Source organism: Shewanella polaris (assembly GCF_006385555.1).
Classification (GTDB): Bacteria; Pseudomonadota; Gammaproteobacteria; order Enterobacterales; family Shewanellaceae; genus Shewanella; species Shewanella polaris.
In genome coordinates this window covers 3,117,223-3,140,103 of sequence record NZ_CP041036.1, presented here as the reverse complement: position 1 = coordinate 3,140,103, position 22,881 = coordinate 3,117,223, and the positions used below count along the sequence as shown (strand labels likewise).

9 protein-coding genes are annotated in these 22,881 nt (G+C 43.6%); 3 read left to right on the top strand and 6 right to left on the bottom strand.

Features of this window, described 5'->3' with window-relative positions; translation table 11 throughout:
• Positions 1–2: 2 nt before the first annotated feature.
• The 6 genes from FH971_RS13595 to FH971_RS13570 form a co-directional block, all read right to left on the bottom strand.
• The gene (locus FH971_RS13595) at positions 3–5,948 is read right to left on the bottom strand and encodes a hotdog fold thioesterase (protein ID WP_206194424.1); all 5,946 of its coding nucleotides are present in this window, start codon (positions 5,946–5,948) and stop codon (positions 3–5) included.
• Positions 5,945–8,053 (bottom strand): PfaB family protein, encoded by a 2,109-nt coding sequence (locus tag FH971_RS13590; RefSeq protein WP_140234655.1) that lies wholly within the window; start codon positions 8,051–8,053, stop codon positions 5,945–5,947. The genes FH971_RS13595 and FH971_RS13590 overlap by 4 nt, the downstream gene beginning before the upstream one ends.
• Positions 8,050–15,927, bottom strand: coding sequence for a type I polyketide synthase (locus tag FH971_RS13585; protein WP_140234654.1), 7,878 nt, complete (start codon positions 15,925–15,927; stop codon positions 8,050–8,052). Before FH971_RS13585 ends, FH971_RS13590 begins: the two co-directional genes overlap by 4 nt.
• Positions 15,911–16,792 (bottom strand): COG3415 family protein, encoded by an 882-nt coding sequence (locus FH971_RS13580; RefSeq protein WP_137226514.1) that lies wholly within the window; start codon positions 16,790–16,792, stop codon positions 15,911–15,913. Before FH971_RS13580 ends, FH971_RS13585 begins: the two co-directional genes overlap by 17 nt.
• Positions 16,793–17,288: 496 nt before the next feature.
• A complete protein-coding gene (locus tag FH971_RS13575) occupies positions 17,289–18,182 on the bottom strand; it encodes a LysR family transcriptional regulator (RefSeq protein ID WP_140234653.1) in 894 nt (297 codons plus the stop codon).
• The gene (locus FH971_RS13570; protein WP_140234652.1) at positions 18,179–18,847 is read right to left on the bottom strand and encodes a transglutaminase-like domain-containing protein; all 669 of its coding nucleotides are present in this window, start codon (positions 18,845–18,847) and stop codon (positions 18,179–18,181) included. The genes FH971_RS13575 and FH971_RS13570 overlap by 4 nt, the downstream gene beginning before the upstream one ends.
• Positions 18,848–19,087: 240 nt before the next feature.
• On the opposite strand from FH971_RS13570, the gene FH971_RS13565 reads away from it, so the two are divergent.
• The 3 genes from FH971_RS13565 to FH971_RS13555 all read left to right on the top strand — a co-directional run bounded on the left by FH971_RS13565 (position 19,088) and on the right by FH971_RS13555 (position 22,817).
• Positions 19,088–21,091: a GMC oxidoreductase gene (locus tag FH971_RS13565; RefSeq protein ID WP_167496025.1), complete on the top strand. Its 2,004-nt coding sequence runs from the start codon at positions 19,088–19,090 to the stop codon at positions 21,089–21,091.
• A 395-nt stretch (positions 21,092–21,486) separates the two neighbouring features.
• Complete coding sequence (locus FH971_RS13560) at positions 21,487–22,506, top strand: YHYH protein (RefSeq protein WP_140234650.1); 1,020 nt, start codon at positions 21,487–21,489, stop codon at positions 22,504–22,506.
• Positions 22,503–22,817, top strand: a complete 315-nt coding sequence (locus FH971_RS13555; RefSeq protein ID WP_140234649.1) for a hypothetical protein — start codon at positions 22,503–22,505, stop codon at positions 22,815–22,817. Before FH971_RS13560 ends, FH971_RS13555 begins: the two co-directional genes overlap by 4 nt.
• Positions 22,818–22,881: the final 64 nt, after the last annotated feature.

Here is a 22,881-nt window from a genome sequence, read left to right as displayed (position 1 = left end):
GCCTAAGCTTCTTCAATACAGATGGCGATATCTTTGACTTCATAAATACGCAGACCATCTTTACTGAGGTTTGCGTCGCCTATTATGATGCGTTTACCGTCTTCATCTTTTACTGCACTGATATGTACATCAAGTGACATTTGTTTGTTCAGTGGGTTAATTTGACCGCGATATTTCCATTTAATATCCGACAATATTTGGCCGAACTTTGGATTAGTGAAACCTTTACCTAGGTCTGTGCTGATGGCGTAAGTTTGCATTAACTCGATCACGGCTTCAACACCTAATGAACCTGGCATTACCGGATCTTGATGGAAGTGGAATTGGAAGAACCAATCACTTGGATCAATAGTGCGTGACGCAGCAAGATAGCCTTTACCGTATTTCCCGCCCGCTTCAACAATTTCTGCTTTGTCGATAAAGTTAAGCTGGCCGCCCGCTAAACAATAATGCGGTTGGTTAGTTGGCGGAGTAAATACCCGTGACTGTTTATCCAGTAAGTTAACGCTAATGTCAGCTGCAACATTATTGTCAACATGCCATGGTTGGGTTATTTTGCCGTTATCTATGCCGAGCTGTTTTTTAAGCGCATCACCTTTAAAGTAACCAAATACCGCGCTACCCGTGTAAAACGGCTCGTTATCGACACTTAACTCAAAGGTGAAGCTTTGAATAATGTTACTGCCTGCAATGACAGTTGATAATAGCTTTGAATCATTGACGATAGTTTTACCGCGTAAATCCACATGACGTAATAATTTTCCGCCACCGTCTAAGTTACGGAAAAATAGCTCTTGCCCAGGAAAACCTAGGGTGGTGCCCATGTAGCCAGAAATAAAGCCATTGGGTTGTAATGAAATTTCCATTAACACCGAATAAGGCATTACCGCTTGATGGCTGTTTTTAGCAAAGTACCAAGCATCTGCCGGCACTTCGTATTCTGCTATACACGATGATGGCTTTTTCAATTCGCCGCGTTTACCGTTAATTTCAACCACGCGAGTGGTTAACTGTAAATCGCCACAAGGTGTGCGCGGCGGGATAAGTCCGCGGTAAATACTAAAGTCAGGGCCAAAGCATTTTTCGATATCGCCAGTAGCAAACTCAAACATATGGTATGGGGTAAATGGCACGGTATCAGGCACGCGATTAGCGTACTTTGAATCGGCGCTTACAATGGGCGCTTCAAGGTGTTTTAGTGGAATAACGCCTTTGTTAGTCGGGGCGTTTAAATCTGGAATTTGCGCCATTAACGGCGCTTTGTTAGCAATCACTTTACTGCTAACGTTTGAATCAACGGCAGGGCTAGCGTCTAATGAGATAAGCGGATAACGAGTACATTCGGCATCTTCTTTAATCATCACCCCCAAGTTTTGGAAATCGACCACGACTTTACCATTGAGTAAAATATCAATATTGGCTTTGGCATAAGGACGGGGATGAATACCGATTTCAGTCACTTCCATGCGATAAGTCAGCTCAGCCGTTTGTGGTAACACTTGGCCCCGACAGCGAACTTTTTGCGAAGCATTTTCCAATGGTTGGAATCGGCCATTTTCTACTAGAGTATGCATGCCAATGTGGATCATAAAGAACTGTAATAGTTGGCCACAACCTTCGGCCATTAACGAACCGGCCATCACTTGGTCGCCTTGGAAATGACAAGGGAAATACCAATGGTCTGGCGCAATGTGTTTATGACCTTCGAGTAAGCCTAAGCCCCACGCGCCACCTTGTGTTTGTAACTGGCTCACTCGCTCAATCATTAAGAATTTTTCTGAGGCAAAACAAAGCGATTTTTGTATTCCAGTTTGCAGTTGGTGCGCGACATGTTCGCCGCCAAAACAGCTGCCAATATCACCAGTCAATAAATGATGAATTTGACCATAATCAAATGCCGTTTGGCTACAGTGTAATAATGGAGTGAAGGTCGGCTTATTTGGATTGTTGAGCACTTGTTGACGATGTTTTATTTCATCTTCAGTTTGAATAACCCCTTTACCATCGGCCAACTCTTGGTCGGTAAAGAAGCCTGCACAGCCACCATCCATTTTTAAGATCATCTTGTCGCCTACGAAACACTCGTAAGAGAAAAAGAATAATAAGGTGTCGCCATTGCTGGCAAAGTTATTGATTTTAATGTCGTAACGCAGTGTGTCGCCGCCACGAGGTAAATCGGCTAAGAAGGTCAAAGTACAATCTAATAAGCGATAAACTCGTTCGCCTTTGTTTTCAAAGTCGATACCTAAATAACTGATCAACATTAAATCGCACTGACCCGATTCTACCGCTACAGCCCAAGGAATTTGACCATCCACTAAATACGGCGCATCGACGGGGATGTCGTATTCTGTGGTCATTGAACAAGGTTTGTATTGATTCATGGTGGCATCGAGTTTAGTCACACGCGACACCAATAAATAATCTGTGGTCGGCAAGCGAACTCGGCGCGAGTAACTGTCGATAATGGCGTAATCTGGGCCAAACACCTTAGCGATATCGCCTTCGGCATATTCAACTAAATCAGCATAATTCCAAATACACGGTTTATCCGCTGGAATAGGCGCAGTGTATGCTGGCACACAAGCATGATTAGGTTGGATTAACCTAGCGGGGCTAATTGCTTCACTCTTAACCGCTGTTTGAACCGCAGCATTAACGGCATAAGTATTAACCGCCGGAGACGCGACTTGAATCGCAGTTGGTTGATGGCTCAAACCGGCTAATTGAGATCGTAATAAACTGTCTGCCACTTTCAAGCCTGCATCACGGCTGGCTAAATAAGCTAAATGCGCTTGTTGTGCTAACCACTGATTTTGTTGGAATGCCGTTAAATGTGCTGGTGGAATAGTATGATTTGTCATACTGGCAACCCTTGGTTGCTTTGGAATTGTTTTATCGGGCATATTTTCTGACATAAGAGGCTCGGCGATATTCTCGCTATTATTGACGCTAAGAGGGCTATTATCACGAATAGTTGGTTGCATACTTTCAGTGGAACTGGCCGCACTAGGGGAGATATCAGCACATTGATTGATAATACTGTCGAGCGCATCAAGTGGGCTGTCGATAATGTGTTGGTAAATATCGCGACCACCTAAACTGACTTGTTTAATTAAACTTAACTTACTGCCCGTGGCCAGTTGTTGAGTTAAATTATTACCCAGTCGAGCGTGCAATGCGTGTTGTTGCGCTGCAGAAACCGACACATTTACTTGTGAGTATTGATTGTCGCTGCTGGTGAATACACTGGTATTGATAGTCGGTTTGTCGATGTGACGAGTTTGCACTAAACCGTGCAGCAAACTGGCCATGCCTGAAGCGGCAAATGTATGACCGAGAATATCATGGGCTTTACTCAATAACGGTGCTGAGCTGACCGCTGTCACAGCATCAGTTAATCCTTGGGCAAACTGTTGGCCTTGAGTTGTTAATATGCATTCAGGCGATTGGTTTAACTCAACAATGTCTGCTGATAATTCAGTTGGCAGCTGTGTTGGTAATTGTGACAATGGCGTAAAGTTAACGCTGTCGATACTGGCGTAACTATCAAGCTGAGAGTGTGCTGCACTAGTTTGTTGCAGCACTATCGCACCAGCCCCTTCACCCACTAACCAATCGGTTGAACGCAATCCTTTAGCGTTAAGCTTGGCGGTATTGAACAACATATTTTCAATACTGCCAGACAGGTCAACCGCGGCAATAATAATTGCATCTAATGGCTCTTGTAACGAGCCTAACGCAAACAGGTTTTGCGCCACATCAATACAGCGGTTAACTGACTGTTCGCCCGCAGAAATCGTAAATGCTGGGCCGTTGAAATCCCATAGTGATGCTATCCGCGACGCCATAATATTGCCAATAAAACTGGTGTATTGGTTAAGTTTAGCGGCGTCGAGCACACTGTCCATCGCAATGGTTTCAAGGCTGTCATATTCTGCTGTCGATAATTGAATACCTTGAGCGTTAAGGCTTTGAGCTATTTGGCTGTGTAAGTTTACTCGACCACGGAATTGATGCAGTTCAAGTTCGGTTTCCATGGCGACTAATACCGCGACTTTACTACCTGGCGTTAGCTTGGCATCGGCGATAGCTTCATCGGCGACTTTGATCAACAGTAGTTGTTGCGAGATCAGGCGATCATCTTCATTGGGTGGCACTTTAAAACGCAAGAAATCAAAATCGAACCGATCGATATACGCGCCTTGCGGCACTTGGGTGATGCCATATTGGGCTAATAGATCAGGATGTTTATCTAAGCCTTTCCAGCGCTGAGTGGGTAGCGGGCTAAAGATGGCTTGTTTGGCGATGATTTTTTTCGCCAGTGCATCAATACTGCTGCATTGACCAAAATGCGCCGCCATGCCGGTAATGTGCATTGGCGCTTCTGCATCAACTAACACTGTGCTGCGAGTTTGAACGTTATTGTTCAGAGTATTATTACTTAGAGAATTATTATTTTGAGAATGATTGTTCAGCGTCTTGTCAGCGACGGCTTTAGCTTGATACGACTCAAGTAATAAATGGGCGTTACAACCGCCAAAACCAAATACAGATAAACCTGCATGACGGGCTTTATTGCCAACTTTATCGGGCCAAGGTAGCACAGCATTTGGCAAAGTCGCTTGGCCAAATAAGCCATTAGGTGAGGCGATAGGGGCACTGATATTAATACTCGGTGGCAACACGCCTTCACGCATCGCAAAAATCATTTTCATGATCCCCGGCATGCCTGCTGCTGTGAGTAAATGGCCTAAATTGGATTTTGCGGAACCAATTAATGGCGTGGCACTGCCTTCAAGTTTGTCTTCAAAAAAACGTTCCATTGAAGCTAATTCAACTTTGTCGCCTAATGGTGTCCCCGTGGCGTGACATTCGATCACTTCAATACTGGCCGGCGTAATGTTAGGGTCTATTGCGGCGGCATCAAGATAAGCGCGCTCGAATGCTTGTACTTGGCCTTTAATGTTTGGGCTTAATACAAACTGGCCTTTACCATCGTTTGATAAGCCAATGCCACTGACCAAAGCATAAATATGGTCGCCATCACGCTCGGCATCTTCAAGGCGTTTGAGTACTAATACTCCAGCACCTTCACCAGCGAACAAGCCTTTACTGTTTTGATCAAACGGAGCTGAAATACCGTGGTCTGGGTAAGCATGAAATATCGAAAAGCCCATATTGATGAAGAACGGATCGGCTCCCGACACTGCGCCAGCCAGCATCATGTCTGCTTTGCCGGTATGCAAGTAGTCGCAGGCTAATTTTAATGCGTAAACCGAACTTGCACAGGCGGCATCTAAACTCAGTTGCGTACCACCTAATCCCAAAGCATCGGCAACGATTTTAGAGGCGTTATGGGCAATGGCACCATTACGCAAGTTAACCGTTTTTGGCATTACATTATTATTGTTATTGGCTTTTTCTGCGGTATTGCTTTGCGATGCTTGATTAAACGATTGCAGATTAAAGTTTGGCTGCTGGAGTTTAGTCTGTAAGGCTTTTTCGACCGCGCTGTGATAAAGCGGCACAAATAGCTCGTTAGACTTGGCTGTAGGGAACGATAAAGTGCCCATGACAATGCCGGTGCGTTGCAGCACGTTATTGTTAAGGTCTATACCCGCGTCGGTTAACGCATTTCGTGCGGTGTCGGTTGCCCACAAGAAACTGTCATCCAAACCAGTAAATGCGTCGGGCTCAATATGATAACCTTGAGGGTTAAATTGAAAGTCTTGAATGTAGCCGCCTTTATCACAATAAAAACGGTCCGATTCGCCTTGTACACCCAAGTAGTCGCTCGGTGAAGCATTGAGTTTACTAGCACTGATTTGGCTGCGCGAATCTTTTTTATCTAATAAGTTTTGCCAAAATTTAGCGGGAGTATCCGCGTCGGGATACTGATTGGCTAAACCGACAATGGCTATTTTAGGGGTGGCTTGAGAACTCAATGAGGTTCTCCTTCTAATGATGTTTCACTGCAACGAGGCAGTGGTGAGCCGTCGGCTATTGCCGTCTGCTGAGATAATGAGTTAATTGCATCGTCAAGGCTGCGAATAAAGGGGGTTAATGACATCGGCACGCGATGCGCCATTAATTGTCCCAGACACTTGAGTAAACTGCTGACATCGTCGCCGCCTTTGGCATTAACGGCAACGGCCATCGCTGGGGACGTATACGTATTGCCACTCTGAGCATTGATTTTGTCAATTAAGGTGGTGGTTTGTCTATCTGATCCGACTTCAACAAATAATCGACAGCCTTGATCTCGAGCATTGTGGATTAACTGAGTAAAATTCAATTGATGACAAAAAGTATCGGCAATCGATTGTGCAATAGCGTGTGAGTCTAGCGTGACAGGCGCTGTTTGAGCCGCCGAGATAAACTGTAAATGTTCGGGTAAGTTTGCCAACAGCGGTTGCAGATAAAATTGCCGTACATCGTCGGTAATATTTAGTGCGGCTGGAGTATGCATTGCCGTAATTCGATTGGCTGCAATACCTCGTTTACCTGCTTGTTTTAACAATGCTTTACAACTGGACTCACAACCTGCGATAACACATGTATCGCCTTGAATAATGGCTATGTAAGCGCGCGGGTAATCCGCTAAATGGGGCGTGAGTTCGTCAATACTGGCTCGAGTCACAAAGCTGTTCCACACAATGGTTTCGTCATCGGCTAATTGCCATTGTTGACGAACGCAGCGAAGCTCGCCTGAAATATCTTGGGTAAAGATACTGCTGTTTTGGGTTGCTTCAATCATAGTGTGTGGTGCTTGCCAAACATCTAGACTCGCCCACATGGCCGCTTCGCCCATGGAGTAACCCAAGGCAAACTTAGGTTCAATGGCAAATTCTTGCTGCAACAGTTTGGTTAACACATAACTGGCGCCCACACCGGCAATGGCTAATTGGCTCAAGCTCATCTGTGCGGTACGGCTTTTATCTGCCGCGTAAATAAACTCGGTTTGTAACATCGACTGCATGTCACCTTGGCTTTCGAGTTCGGCATACACATTGGGGAAAACCAAGCCCATTTGACTGAGCATGTTTGGATACACAGTACCGACGCCAGGATAAACAAAACTTAAGCCATGATCACCTAGCGGCGCAGAATAGAAACAACTGCCAGCAGGGGTTTTATATTCTATCGGCGGGTTATCGCTAACGTCTAACTGAAGATGAGTCGACATCGTTGCCAACATTGCATTAATTTCTAAGATTAATCCGCTACGCTCCTGCGCCATTAACACTAAAGCTAGGGGCGCATCCGTTTGATAATCGGCCAATGTACTTTTGATAAGTTTTAGTAAGCTGACATCGTCTGTCGCCGAATTGACCTGCGCAGAGAAAGTCATCAGTTTAGTGTGCAGTTGCACCAATGAAGTGGCACACAGTGGCAGCCATAAACGTTGGGGATTAACCAATTGCTTTGAGGCGACTAATGCACGCCCTTGGGTCAAGATCATTGCCTGAACACCGTTGGCACTTGAGTAACATAAAGCTGCAACTCGACTTTGGTGAAGTGGGCTAAACCAATACTGGCTGTTGACCTTGTCCTGTGTTGGTATACAACGACTGGCGATAGACTCTACTAAGGTGGTCATTGCGACCAATGCAGTTTGTGCATTATTGGCATTATTGGCAGTATTGGATTTTGCATTGCCATCTAACGCGACAATCTGCGGTTGAGTATGTAAACGTTTTGCATGATTCAGCGCGAGGGTGATTGCTTCAGCCTGATTGCTACCAAGTGCAACACCATTGAGATAAGCGTGCGCATTGACGCTATTTTTCGCGGCAAGTAGCCCTGGCATTATCCACAACCGATCGGCAATATTGATCATTTCATCGGTAGTGGATGATAGCCGCTCTATGCTGTGCAATAACGCCAGTTCAAAACTGTCGCCACGCTGAGTATCAATCGCAACGTGGTGCTCATTAACCGAGTTGATATTTGGTTTGCTCAGCAACAAAGCCAAGCGCATTGGCTTGGTTTGTTGCTGCAAAATACGCTCACTAATGGGTTTTAGCACCATGTTATCTGCGGCTGTCACACTGTGTCCTTGTGTGAAAGTTCAGCAGAAGCTTGATGTGGAATAAATGCCCCATTCAAACTCTTACTAATGGTCACTTTAGCATTGAGCATTTGGCAACTCAGGCGGCCGTCTTGATGATATAAACTCACGTTAGCCACTAGCATTCTGCCGCTGTGTTTAACCACATCAAGTTGAATATAACCTTTATCGCCATTTGCAAATGGCCAAGCAGTAACACACTCACCGGTTGATGACGGTAAGCTTGCGGCATCGTATTTTAGTCTTGCCCATACCAACATGGCTTGTAGTAGCAAATCTTCAGCGAAAATTTGGCTACCACCTAATGCCGATGACGGTATAAAACCTTGGCAATCGCTGGCATTAATGCTCGGCAATTGAACCTGACACAATAGTTGAGCGTCATCAAATGCCAACACTTGAGCAATGCCTTGCAACCGCGGACCATGAAACAAGGTTCCATTTTGGTACAGTTCAGCGCCTGAATACAATGGTGCCATGTTAGCCCATTGAGCCAAACTGCTGTCGCCAACAGTGGGTTTAGCAACATCAATTGCCAATATTGCTTTATTGATCACCAATTGAGCTTGGTATTGCGGTTTCATGACTGCGCTAGGATCGTTTAACAAACGAGAGGAGATCAGCGCGCTGATCCCTGCGTCAGTTTGCGTTAGTTCCAGTTGCAACAAATGTGGCTCATTGGTGTCAAAAATAACCCCTTTAAGCAATTTGTATTCAGCAATACTGACAGGCACATGACATAAGGTTTCTGCCGCATCACGCATCCATTGCATGGCGCATACCGTTGGTAATACCGGATTGCCAGCAATACAATGATCGCTAACAAAAGGCATTTCAGCCGGGGTTAATACTCGAGTCACCGTCTGACTGATAATATCAGTAGCTGATGACTTAGTCGTAACTGCCTTAGTCGTAACTGCGTTAGCCGCAAATGCTTTAGTCACAAGTGTATTAGTAGCAAATGTCAGCGAACCCTTGGCAATAAGCAAAGCGTCCGCATTAAGCTTTTTTGCAGTGTTATCCTGCTCTGATGAACCTTGCATATCAGAGCCAATGAGCAGTTGTGCTCCTTGTTGGCTTAATAAACTGTGGGCAAATAACTCGGCACCTGCTTGTAGCGGAATAACGTAAACGCCACGTTCAACAAACATTTTCTTTAATGCTGAACTGACCATACCGCCATCCCAAGGGCCCCAATTAAAACTCATCACTTTAGCTTGCGGTAAGGTGTGTGCCAGTTTCAGTGCGGTTTTATTGAGAATTTCATTCGACATAGCGTAATCACTTTGACCGGTATTACCGTAAAAAGCGGCAGCCGATGAAAACAGCGCAATAAGCTTAATCTGTTGTGGGTCGAGTGCATTAATAATGCTAGCAAGTCCAGTCACTTTGGTGTGGTATACGCGGTTAAGTTCATCCAAGGTTTTATCTTGAATGTGCTTATCGGCTAATACGCCAGCACCGTGAATAACCCCGTTAATGGTGAATGAGTCGCCCTTGGTATTAGTCAGGCTTTTAAGGCTGGCAGCTACCGCGGTGGCATTGCTGACATCCATCGAGACATATTGAGCACTGGCACCAACCTTGCTGAACGCGTTTAACGCAGCATCTATTTCTAGGCTGCTGCTAATTGGCCATACGAGTGCATCAATCTGTTTTGGCGTCGGCTTGTTGCCTTGAGATTGAATATAAGCGATGGCAGCGGCTTTTAACTCAGAGGCTTTTTTCCCTTGTGCCCAAGCCGGTAAGTCTTTGCCAAAATGTTGGCTACGACCTGCTAACACAAAATGTGATTGGCATTGTTTGGCTAAGGTGAGGGCGCATTCAAACGTTACGCCTTTTGCGCCGCCGGTGACCAAAATAGTGTCATTTCTGTTTAAGCTTGCTGGTGCGAACTGCTCGCTGGCATTGCCGGCAACTAAGGTTACTCGACCTTGGCTACTGATCCCCACTTCATTAATGCGGTCCGCGCTAGTATTGGCACCATCGATATCAAATAACTCTGCAACGATGGCATCGGCAAAGCTTGTAGTATCAATATTGTTGGCAATGTCTAATGCGCGGCAAAACACCTGTGGCCATTCATGGCTTAGGGTTTTGCTTAGACCAGATAAGGCTGCTTGGTTAAGCTCTGCTGTTGCTAGCTGAGTATTATCAAGATAACCAAATCCACCGTCTAAACGGCTCACGGTAAAGTAGCATAAACGCGAAGCTTGAGTTGGTTTGGCAAACTCAGCGTGAAGATGCTTAGCCCATAAAAACGCGTTGTCGACAGCGGCTTTTGCTGCAACAGTGCACGACATTAATTCGCTGCTGTTAGCGGTGGTTTGTGGCTGTAAATGAATAAAGCCCGCAATGGCATGTTCAGCGCCCAAGTCGGCCTTAATATCGGCAATCACTTGTGCAATTTGGGCATCATCAATACTGCTCAAGGTGTAACTTTTAATATCACTGCTTAAGGGTGAATGTGCCACGGTAATGGTTTGTGGGTTACGAATAACGGCGACGGTTAATCCCTTTGCATTTAGCTTTTCAGCCAGTAAACCTGCATTGTGGCCATCGTCTGTGATGACAATACAAGAGTCTGTTGAAAAGCAATCTGCGAGTTTATCCGCCGCTGGTAACTTTTTTAGCGCTACCTCGCTGTGTGGCGGTAATGCTGCGGTGTTAACGTCAACCTTGTTTGCTGTTGATGCTGGTGCGACCGGCGCAATCGCGGTTGCTGCAGGCAATTTGGTTTGCATGTAGCTAACGATTTCACCTAGGGTGCGACATTCGGCTAAATCTTCTGGGTTCAGCTCAGGTAAGCCTGGAAGCTCATCTTGCACAGTACCTAAAATCTCGACGCGTTTGATTGAGTCGATACCTAAATCGGCTTCCATGTCCATGCTCAGTTCAAGCATTTCTGCAGGGTAACCGGTTTTGTCGGCTACTACTGACATCATGGTGCTTAAAACGCTATCAGCACTTAATCCTGTTGTTGCTGGAGCAGATACTGGAGCCTCAGTGTTGGTTGCAGGCAATTTGGTTTGCATATAACTGACAATTTCGCCCAAGGTACGACACTCGGCTAAATCTTCTGGGTTCAGCTCAGGCAAACCGGGTAGTTCGTCTTGCACTGTGCCTAAAATTTCAACACGTTTGATTGAGTCGATACCAAGGTCGGCTTCCATGTCCATGCTCAGTTCAAGCATTTCAGCAGGATAACCGGTTTTATCGGCCACTACTGACATCATGGTGCTTAATACTGTATCAGCACTCAAGCCCGTTGTTGGTGCGGCAGATGAGGATACGGCTGATGCTGGAGCTGCAGTGCTGACTGCAGGCAGTTTAGTTTGCATGTAGCTGACGATTTCGCCCAAGGTGCGACACTCGGCTAAATCTTCTGGGTTCAGTTCAGGTAAACCTGGTAGTTCATCTTGCACTGTGCCGAGAATTTCAACGCGTTTAATTGAGTCGATACCAAGGTCGGCTTCCATGTCCATGCCTAGTTCAAGCATTTCAGTTGGGTAACCGGTTTTATCGGCAACCACAGCTAACATAGTACGCTGAACGCTTTCTGCACTTAAGCCTGTTGCTGGCACTGTAGATGCAACTGATGCTGGCGCCACTGTGCTGGCAGCAGGCAATTTGGTTTGCATATAACTGACGATTTCACCCAAGGTGCGACACTCGGCTAAATCTTCTGGGCTCAGTTCAGGTAAGCCTGGAAGCTCATCTTGTACTGTGCCTAAAATTTCTACACGCTTGATGGAGTCGATACCAAGGTCTGCTTCCATGTCCATGCCAAGTTCAAGCATTTCAGTTGGGTAACCGGTTTTATCGGCAACCACAGCTAACATGGTACGTTGGACGTTTTCAGCCGTTAAGCCTGTTGATGCAGGTGCAACAGCATCTACCGATGTTGATCCCGTTGACGCTACAGCAACCGAGTTGGCCGCTGGTAATTTGGTTTGCATATAGCTAACGATTTCGCCCAAGGTGCGACACTCGGCTAAATCTTCTGGGCTCAGTTCAGGTAAGCCTGGAAGCTCATCTTGTACTGTGCCTAAAATTTCTACCCGCTTGATTGAGTCGATACCAAGGTCGGCTTCCATGTCCATGCCAAGTTCAAGCATTTCTGTTGGGTAACCGGTTTTGTCTGCGACTACATTGAGCATAGTGTCTAACACTTGTTGCTGTGTTAGTCCGGCTGTTGGTGCAGAAACCGCTGCTGAGCTAACTTGCTGAGCGACAGGAGTTTGAATCGGTTGACTGGCTGTTGGTTGAGATTGAACTGCTTGAGCTGTTTGAACCGGAGCTGGAGCAATAGGTGCTACCACTGGCGAAGGTGTCGTTGTGGCTTGAGCAACTTGGCTTGGCTGCACAAATGCAGGCTGAACTGATGCCGTTTGTACAGATACTGGAGCAGCCATAGGCATTGGTGTTTGCCCTTGCAACATGGCTAATGCGGCTTGGTTTGCTTGTGCTTGCTGCGTTAAAAATTGGGTATGACTTTGCAATGTTTGTGCTTGATGCTGGTGGAACATCTCCATCGAACGTTGCAATCTTTCTGGAATGGCTAATCCCGATGACGCCATTTGTGCTTGGGCTGTCATCAGGTGAGCAAAGGTGTTGCCATATTGCTGTGGTATGGCTAAAAACTGCTGATGTAATTCAGCTGTTTGTTGCTGCGCAGCAAAAAATGAACCGATACTATCGGCCGACGCTGGCACACTTGAGTTAACCGGTTGAGCTTTAGCTACAGGAGTCGTTGCCGCTAAAGGTGCGGCGACTGCAGAGGCTTGAGCTTGTGCTGATGTTGCAGGCACTTCAATGTATTCAGTTTTAATGACTTCTTTTTCCACAATCTTTTCCACAACTTTTTCGACAGGCACTTCCACTGTCTGGCTGGTAACGGTGCCAGTTTGCAATGATTTTTGCATTTTGGCTTGAGTGGCCGGACTAATATAATTACTCGCGGTCAACTTAACGTTCATCGGTGACACTTTTGCAAGTTCTGCGATAGGCGCTTGATATGGATCAACCTCGGTTAATGCAACACCTAATACTGCAAGCTGACAAGCCGCTTGGCGCAGTTGAGTGTCACTATTGCCTTTAGGATTTGGGTTCAAGCTCACTACACTGACTGATTCTGCTTTATTGCCTAGGGTAGCCTCCACCAATTTTTGGAGGATGTTTTTAGGACCAAACTCAACAAATACACGAGCACCAGCATCATACATGGCGTTTAGTTGCTCGCTAAAACGAACCGATTGCAGCATATGTTCACTAAATGCAGCTTGGATTGCTTTAGCATCATTAGGATGTGCTTTACCTGTGCCATTGGCATAAAGGCTTAGTTTTGGCTTAGCAAATTTAATCTTATTGATTGCCGCAGCAAACGGCTGCTGCGCATGCGCCACTAATGGAGTGTGGAACGCACCAGAAACCGGCAGGGCGATTGCTTTAAAACCAAGTTCAGTAGTGATTGCTTGCGCCGCTAAGGTACATGACGCTGTTGGGCCTGCAATAACCAGTTGGGTTGGTGCATTGTAATTAGCCACCTTAACGCCTTCAAATGCACTAATGCACTGTTCAAGCTTTTCAACTCCGTGGTCAACAGATTGAGCTGGGACAATAATGGCGTACATTACGCCAGCGTCTTGATCTTTAGGTGTCGCCGCCATTGCTTGGCCACGAGCAAAGGCCAATTGGTAATAATCAGCTTGGCTAATGACGCCTGCTGCACATAATGCTGACAGTTCACCAAAACTATGGCCAGCAACCATATCGGCTTTAAAACCTGCTTGAGTCAATATTGCATATTGGCCCATGCTGACCGCGCCAATAGCACTCTGGGCATTGGCTGTATTGGTTAATGCTGCCTGTTGCGCGGCAATATCTTCGGCTTCAAAAGCAGGATTTGGGTACATGATTTGCGATAGTGGCGTTTGTTTATGTTGCGCAAATACCTTATCAGCTTGCATCAGTTGCTGACGCATTTCTGGATACAAACAGGCTAAATCGGCGCCCATGTTCAGATATTGTGCCCCTTGCCCAGCAAATAGTGCTGCCACTTTATGGCTTGCCGCTTCAGGATGAATCAATGCTGCTGCGCGATAACTGGTACCAGAAGGCAATTGCCAGCTGTCGGCAGTATTTGAGCTTAACTGCGCAAGCGCCTGAGTCAGCTGAATGGTTAAGTCTGCTAATGAAGCAACCACTAAACCTATACGTGCCGCATTAGGGGCGATGGTATTCAAGGCAAAACGTTTACCAAAATCGGCTAATACAATTTCTTGGCGATTTTGCTGTGTGGTATCAACAGCATTAATTTCACTTTGCAGTGCGGTTAATTGAGCCTGTAATGCGGCTTTATTTTCAGCATGGATCAATAGACTTTGTGGCACTGAACGTTGACGATACTTATCGCCTCGAGCATGTTCTTGACGATATTCTTCCAACACAATGTGGAAGTTGGTGCCACCAAAACCAAAGGCACTAATACCCGCGCGGCGCGGCGTATTGTCTGCACGAGGTAACCAAGGGCGGGTTTCGGTGTTTAAATAAAATGGCGAATCTTGAATGTTTAAATTTGGATTCGGTTTACTGACGTTAATGGTCGGTGGCAATACTTTATGATGCAAAGCCAGAGCAACTTTGATTACACCTGCGGTTCCGGCTGTCGATTTAGTGTGGCCAACTTGTGATTTAACTGACCCAAGAGCAATGTGCTGTTTGATATCATTACCGTCTGCAAACACTGATTTCAGGCCATTGAACTCCGCAACATCCCCTGCAGCAGTACCGGTACCATGGGCTTCAATTAAGCCAACAGTTTGCGGCGCAAAACCTGCATCATCATAAGCGCGTCTTAATGCTTTTGCTTGGCCTTCAGGACGCGGTGCATAAATACTTTTAAACTTACCATCAGATGATGAGCCAATACCTTTAATAACAGCATAAATTCGGTCACCATCACGCTCGGCATCATCAAGACGTTTAAGCGCCATCATGCCAATACCTTCACCTATCATCATACCTTTTGAATCAATATCGAAAGGTTGAATGGTGTCGTTGGTGGTAAATGCTGGCGTTTTTGAAAAGCTCATGTACATAGAAGGCGAGTTATCGGTACACACACCACCAGTGAGCATCATGTCACTGCGGCCTTCCACTAACTCTGTAATCGCCATGCGCATTGCTGCTAAAGAACCTGCACAAGCTGCGTCAACCACGCAATTCATGCCGCCTAAATCAAAGCGGTTTGCAATACGTCCAGCAATTACATTGCCGAGTGAGCCTGGAAATGAGTTCTCTTCCCAGTGAATATATTGATCCTGAAACTTTTTTATCAACATCTCAGTGTCTTCATCACTTAGACCACTATTTTTAAATACTTTTTTGAGTATTGGGTACTGCAAGCGACCGCTGAGGCTATGATTGATTTTTTGACCACCGCCGACACCTAGTGTAATACCGATGCGATCGGTATCGTACTGTGCATCAATACCAGCATCAGCTAACACTTCTTTGGCGACCACTAACGATAAGAGTTGCGAGGTGTCTGTTAGTTCGAGGATATTAGGTGGCAGGCCAAATTCCATTGGATTGAAATCGACTTCAGGTAAAAAACCACCGCGCTTACAGTAGCTTTTATCGGCCATTGATTTATCGGCATTGTAGTAATCTTCGGCATTCCAATGGGTTTCTGGAACGTCGATAATCGCATCAATTTTTTCGCTGATTAAATCCCAAAACTTGTTTAGGTAACGTGAGTTAGCAAAAATACTTGCCATGCCGACAATCGCGACAGGCATGTCTTTTAAGCGTTTGTTTAAACGCTTATCTTTATTACTGGATTGGCTCATATGAGTCTCCGTTTGATAACTGAGGTTCAGTTATCTGGTGTTGGGATCCAGCTGCATCAATGGTGCTAGTGGATACTGCTGCTGGTTGACTTGCTCCGGGAAATCGAGCAAGAAAAGTGTGATAGTTCCGAACCAATAACTTACGTAAATGAAATGGTCCGTGCTTTAAGACATGCGTGATATAGCGATTACTCGCTTGGGTATGGCTGTCTTGATAAATATCGAGGTAAACCCAATCAGACTTAAAATCGACTCCAAGCAAAACAGAATAGGCTTGCTGCTCTGTTAATTGAGGCGGAATACTTAACGACACCACTTGCACTACGTTGTCTGGATCTGGACTTGGCAGGGCTAAAGTATCGGCTAAGGTCTTAGGGTTAACAGTATAGGTTTGTATATCAGCTCCCTGAGTAATCGGCAGCTGATTGAAGAATTTTTCCGGCACAAAAGGGCTGTCAAATTCGTCTAGTTTAGAGACCCCAAAACGCTTTAAGCAGCGGGCAAGGCCGGAGCGAGAGACATTGGGGTTGATAAATTCTTGGGTGACTTTTAGTAGCCTATCTAAAGGCATTTTTAATTGATAACGCAAGCCCAGCATCACGTATTCTTCCATCGGAGATAGTGTCGTGTTGAGTTTGTGCGGGGTATTTGGGGTGTTATCGATTGAGTCACGTTTACGCCACTTACGTATTGTGGCTTCGCTGATATTGAGGATTTTGGATAATTGACTGACGCTGTAATCGGATTGCTGAATAAATTGACGCATTTCAGGCGTCGTCGTCGCATTACGGTGTTGAACCGTTTTTTGGCGAGGTTTGCCCTTAAATAGACCTGATTCTAAATGTGTTGTTATCTTTTTTGTCATCTAGACCGGGATTCCAAATAATCTATTGGGACTTCAGTTCACTCAAACTCGCTAGTACTTACTTAAGTTATACTCAAATCTTACTTAAATAAGTTAAATTCGTTTAAATATCCATTTATGATTTTTTTAGCATAAAGCACATTACCTGAGGTTTCACTTCGATACAATCACCCGAGACTGAAAACTAGTAATGATGTGTAAAAAAACATTTACCTGAGGCATTAGTGAAGCGCTTTCTATTGTTACTGGCTGAAGGGGGAATCTTACTAGCGGAGTAATTCAACTGGTTATCAATTTAGAATATCAAGAGACAGTTGATATTGATTATGTTGCTCTTTTTTCAAAGAGTATATTTTGGCTGTTTTAAGTAACGACTTGAAATGTAATTGAATAATACTCATTCAGCTTTGAGTTATTTCATGTTTTGTTAACAAAGTTTGATTACTGGTAGACATTTATGGGAGATGTTATATGGCCGGTTATCGGTCTTAGATTATCAATTCAAGAAGTCAAAATATTTTGATTTTTCAATGATGTAATCAACAAAAATACGGACGTTAGCGGATAGGTGTCGACTTGAAGGGTAAACAACTGAAAGTGTACGCAATGGAAATGACCAGTCGGGCAATAAAGTAATTAATGATCCGTTATCAATATTTTCACGGCATAGATAACCGGGTAGTTTTGCAATACCATGGCCTCCACAGGTTAATGTGTGAAGTAATACTAAACTGTTAACCGTTGCTGGGCCTTCTACTGTAACTAATTTACGTTCTTTACCCCGCTTAAGTTCCCAAGTAGAAAGAGGCTCTGGATTGCTCATGCGTAAACATTTATGCAGGCTTAAGTTTTCGATATCAGTTGGGTAACCATACTTTTCAATGTAGGCAGGTGCCGCGCATAAATAGTCTCGTGGGCGGCCTAGCGATCGTGCTATAAGTGTTGAATCTTTTAAATTGGCAAGACGAATAGCGACATCAAATCCTTGTTCAATCGGATTAACCATAGTATTGCTAGCAACCACATCTACTTCAATCTCTGGATATAAATTTAAAAAATCATTAATAATTTGGCCTAAAAATAGGTTAATAGATTCAATGGGTGCCGTTATTCTGAGTAATCCTTTTGGAGCTTCATTTGATGCTTTCACGGACCGATTAGCTTCAAGTAAATCTTTGAAAATTTGAACACATTGTAAATAGTATTCCTGCCCAGCCGGAGTGACTTTTACTTGTCGAGTCGTTCGATTTAATAATCGTACTTCTAACTGGTCTTCCAAACGCTGAATTTTACGACTGACCGTCGACTGAGGTAAGTTCAAACTGTCAGCCGCAGCACTAAAGCTACCTAGTTCGGTAACTTTAATAAATATTTCTATGTCATCGATCATTGTTTCATATCGCTTTTAATTTCCACATGTAAGTCACCAGAGTAAGGCGCATGACCTGAATTCATTAATGCAGGATAATAACAGCTATATTTTTCAACAAGAAGATCATACGGGACATCTGAAAAATGTCCGTGATTATGTCTATATTCCATATATTGATTTCCCGCATCATCATATTTTTGAAATTTTGAATCGTGTTTACCATCAAACTCAAGTGGTGGAATACCTAAAGTTTTACACAGATTACTATCAAATGCAGGGGTAGCAATTACCCACTGGTCATTCAAAAAAATCTCTACATAGCCATGGTAATAAAATATATTGGTTCTCATGCGTTCTAATAATTTTTTCGATGATAAATGATTTACAACATCGGAAAACCCAAGTCGAGCAGGAATGTTTACCGACCTTAACAGTGCAGTTAATAGAATGGCCTTCGAAACACAGTACCCTTTACCTGCCTTAAGTATTTCGCTGGCAGTAAAGCATGATTTATTGAACGTTAATGCATAAGGATCATATTTTATTGAGTCGCGTACGTATAAATAAAGGGCGATTGCGTTTTCTGTATTTGACCCTGTAGGTGAACATACCGCAGCAGATATTTGTTGTATTTTTATATCTGAATAATCAATAAAATCTGTGTCACAAAGATAGTCTTTCATTTTAAACCTCTTTATTACTCATCATATCCACTCAATAGCTATGAATAAAATGCGTGCTCAGACCCTAGGATTAATATTACTATCTAAAAAACTCTAAAGCCATGATGTAGAAGCTAAAACAGACCAGTCAGGATCTATCCAAAATTGGATTAATGTTATTCACATTTTTTGCTTAAGTTTGTAGCCGAATTAGCACAAGATATAAGCGTTGTAGCAAATTGACTTATAGGCGAAATGCAAATGAAAATGAAAACAGAAGTATGCATTGTCGGCAGTGGATTTGCAGGTGCCATCATGGCCTCAAGGCTGATCGATGCTGGGTTCAGTGTTTCTTTACTGGAGAGAGGTCCTTGGCGTTCAACACTCCCCGTCAATTCATCAGGCATTCGACATACTTCTCCTTTGCCTACGGGTAAAAAAATATTGACTAGCCTGTTGCGTACCTTCAATCATCCTAAGCTTCCTTTTAGATCTATTACACCTTCTAAACATGGCTTATTTGAATACAGTGTGCATAACGGTATCAACACTGCCTGCTCTTCTGGTGTTGGTGGTGGTAGTCACGTATATGGTGCATTATTGGGGCGTTCACCCGATAAAAATTATTGGAATACTACCGTTAGCGGCCTGAATGAACAGATGATGGATAAACATTATCGTCGTGTAGAAGAAGAGCTTAAAGCTATCGCGCCAGACTCCATAAATCAAATCCCTAATTTTGCTCCTGATAAATGGTGTAACAGTTCGGTTTTTGATGTTTCAGAAGCCGTAACTCAGCCCAATATGGGCTTACTATTTGACCAAGCCGAGGCTGACTCTGGCGAACAAGAGAATATAAAACGAAAAACGGCGAGATTTAAAGGTGATTCTGTTTTGGGCTCGCCGAGTGGCGCCAAAAGTACGGTTGATTTTATCTACCTTATTCCAGCCTTAAAAAAAGGTTTGAAAATATTAGACCTGCATGAAGTGCAACACATCAAAAAATCGCCACAAAATACCTATACGATTAATGCCAAAAACTTACGCAATAAGCAATCTTTGGACATAATTTGCCAGCATGTTTTTTTTGCGGCTGGTACCATGAATACCATCAAATTATTATTTAAAAGCCAAGTTAGTGGTGGTTTGAATGACATGCCCATGCTAGGTCAAGGATTTGGTTCAAATGGAGATTATTCAGCTATTTGGGAATTGCAGGATAAAAACAGTGACTTTACACAAGGGACGCCTTGCCATGGACGAGTCGCTATACATGGAGCCTCTGATACTCCTAACTATGTATTAGGCGGTGTTGATATTCCGCGGTTACCTCATTGGGTGCCTAAATCAATCCGTACAAAAATAAATCGTCAAAAACATAATGTGCTGTTAATTGGTATGGGCGCTGATGCTGCTGATGGTGTATTTAGCTTTCAAGAAAACAATCTCACGCTAACATATGAGCAAAAAAACAGTCCTATATATGAGCAAATTAGACAAGGGTTTAAGCAGGTGAGTAAATCTTCGGGAAAATCTGTTCGTTATGGTTATAAAGCTGTCACTGTACATCCTTTTGGTGGAGCAAAAATTGCTCAGGATGACACTACTGGAGTCATTGATCATAAAGGTGAGATTTTCAATAACCCTGAATTGTACATCGTTGATGCCTCTGCATTGCCCAAGGCTGTAGGTGGTCCACCATCATTAACCATAGGAGCTTGGAGCTCACTAGTAGCAGAGAAGTTTATTCAGAATCACTCCCCATCGATGGAAAAAAATAACATCATGATAAATGATACTTTATGTACTAAAAATTTGGTCGGTAAATCATTTAAAGATTTGGATGCGATATTTTCAACTCTAGCATCCCCATCTCATAAGCTTGAAATCGATGGAAACTATTGGGGAAAACTAATAATGGCAAGAGGGTTAAACTGGATGCCGTATATAGTTCGTCGCCCGTTAGTGTGGGTTGTAGAAAAGATTTTGTTAAGGAACTGGAAGGGAAAATGTTTTAACCAAGATAAAGGGATTAATCTGTTTGGTCGATATGACAAATCTAAAAAAGCACTTCCTTTTAATGTGGCTGTTGAGATTAGTCGAGACGGTACTGGGCTGGTAGTTCAATTGGATTATAATATTGAAAAAAATCCACAGAAGTTTAGAAAAATATTAGGTGAAGCAAGACAGTTAAATGAAACTGAGTGGTTGGCGCGTATGTATTATGGCGATAAAAACTGGTTCTACTACAGTTTAAAGCAATGATGTAATCAACTGCTCCAATTAAAATTCGGATTGTTAAATTTGAGCCCGTAAATATTTTGTTTATAAATCCATTTTTATTTTTAGCACACAGCTAATTACCTAAGATTTCATTTTGATAACATCCCCTTAGACTATAACGCGTGAACAGTGCCATTAAAGCGGCTTATTTTGCTAAGTAGTTATGTTTGGATATGAGACGTTTTCGATGTTTTTTGCTTTAATGTGAATGAATTAAATATAAATTAAAGCCGGATGAGAGATGTTAGAAAAGTTAGTTAGCTCAATGGTATGTTGATGTTTAGTTAAAAATACTTATTTTCTGCACCGTTTGTGCACAGTTGTTTAGTAAAGTCATGAGCAATATCTATAAACACAAAAATTTGGGGTATCGCACAATGCAAATAAAGTTAATTATTGGCTTAATGGTCTCTTGTTCATTGCTTTTAACTGGTTGTGGTGGCAGTGATGACAGTGTAGCTGATACTGTTACTGAAACCGTTATTGATACCGTTGAAACTGAAATTGAAGATATTATAGATAATATTGTTGTTGTCGACCCATCGCTGTTTGCTTTAAATTCTCTTGAATCAATTGAAGTGGTTGACTGTACTTTGTCTAATGGTGCTGCCAGTACTTGTTACTCTGTTACCGTAAATGGATTTCCAGCAGATCGAAATGATCTAGGTCCTTTTTGTCCTGAGAGTACGGACACAACCGCTGAAGATGCAGGTAAATGGTTTGATGGTGGTGTGCTATATGATCTGACTGGCTCGTTTGTGTCAAACCTGAGTGTATTTTACGGTGACAGCAAATGGCAGTTATACGACAAGGATACGGGGTTAGTTAATATCACTGACACCCAAATTGCTTGTGAAGCTGCAGCAAGACCCGATGTGGCTGCTGAATACAATAATTTTTGTGTGCAATGTGAAATAAGCTATTACAGCGAGGTTGCCGGTGAGGGCGTTTCCAGTACTTACTTAATTCCTGTTATTCCAGTGTTTCGAGATACACCTGCAGATATTGGAAATACTGATGTTGGAGTCGCATTTGATGGTGTGAATCTTGCCGCAGCTGCGCCAACGGAAGCTATTTTAAGCGCATATACTATAGCTGCATTTGACGACTGCGTTGGCCATGTTAATCCAGCGGCTGGTTATCATTATCATGGTGCTAATCATGGGGATGGTACCTGTCCTGCTATTGATTATGAAAGTGATGGTCATGGTGGTGCTTTTGCTTATGCAATGGACGGTTTTGCGATCCACAGTATGCTTAATCAAAGCGGTGAAGAAGAAACTGATTTAGATGAATGTCGTGGTCATAGTGACGACACCCGTGGTTATCATTATCATGCAGCAGGTGCAGGCGAAAATACCTTTATAGGCTGCTTTGCTGGTGAGATTGCAATATGATAAAAAATAACTTGAAATTACTCTATACCGCGGCTGTTTTAGGAGTATTGTGCTCCACTTGTTTGCCTGCTTTAGCACATGAAGAACATGTTTTCAAAGCGCCTTGGAATGCCTGCGCTGATGCGGTTAAAACTCAGCAATGTGCTTATACCAATGTTAATGGCGATTTGTTTAAAGGCACTTGTAGAGTGTTTAGCGAGGCATTGATGTGTGTGAGAAATCAACCCATCATTACCGCTGAAAATGTAACACTTAAAGATGTTGCAGACATAACGGTATCAACAAGTCACGGTAAACATGAAGGTCATTAATTAGTAGGCCCACATGATAGATAAAAAAGCAGGTAATGAGTGTACTCATTACCTGCTTTTTTAT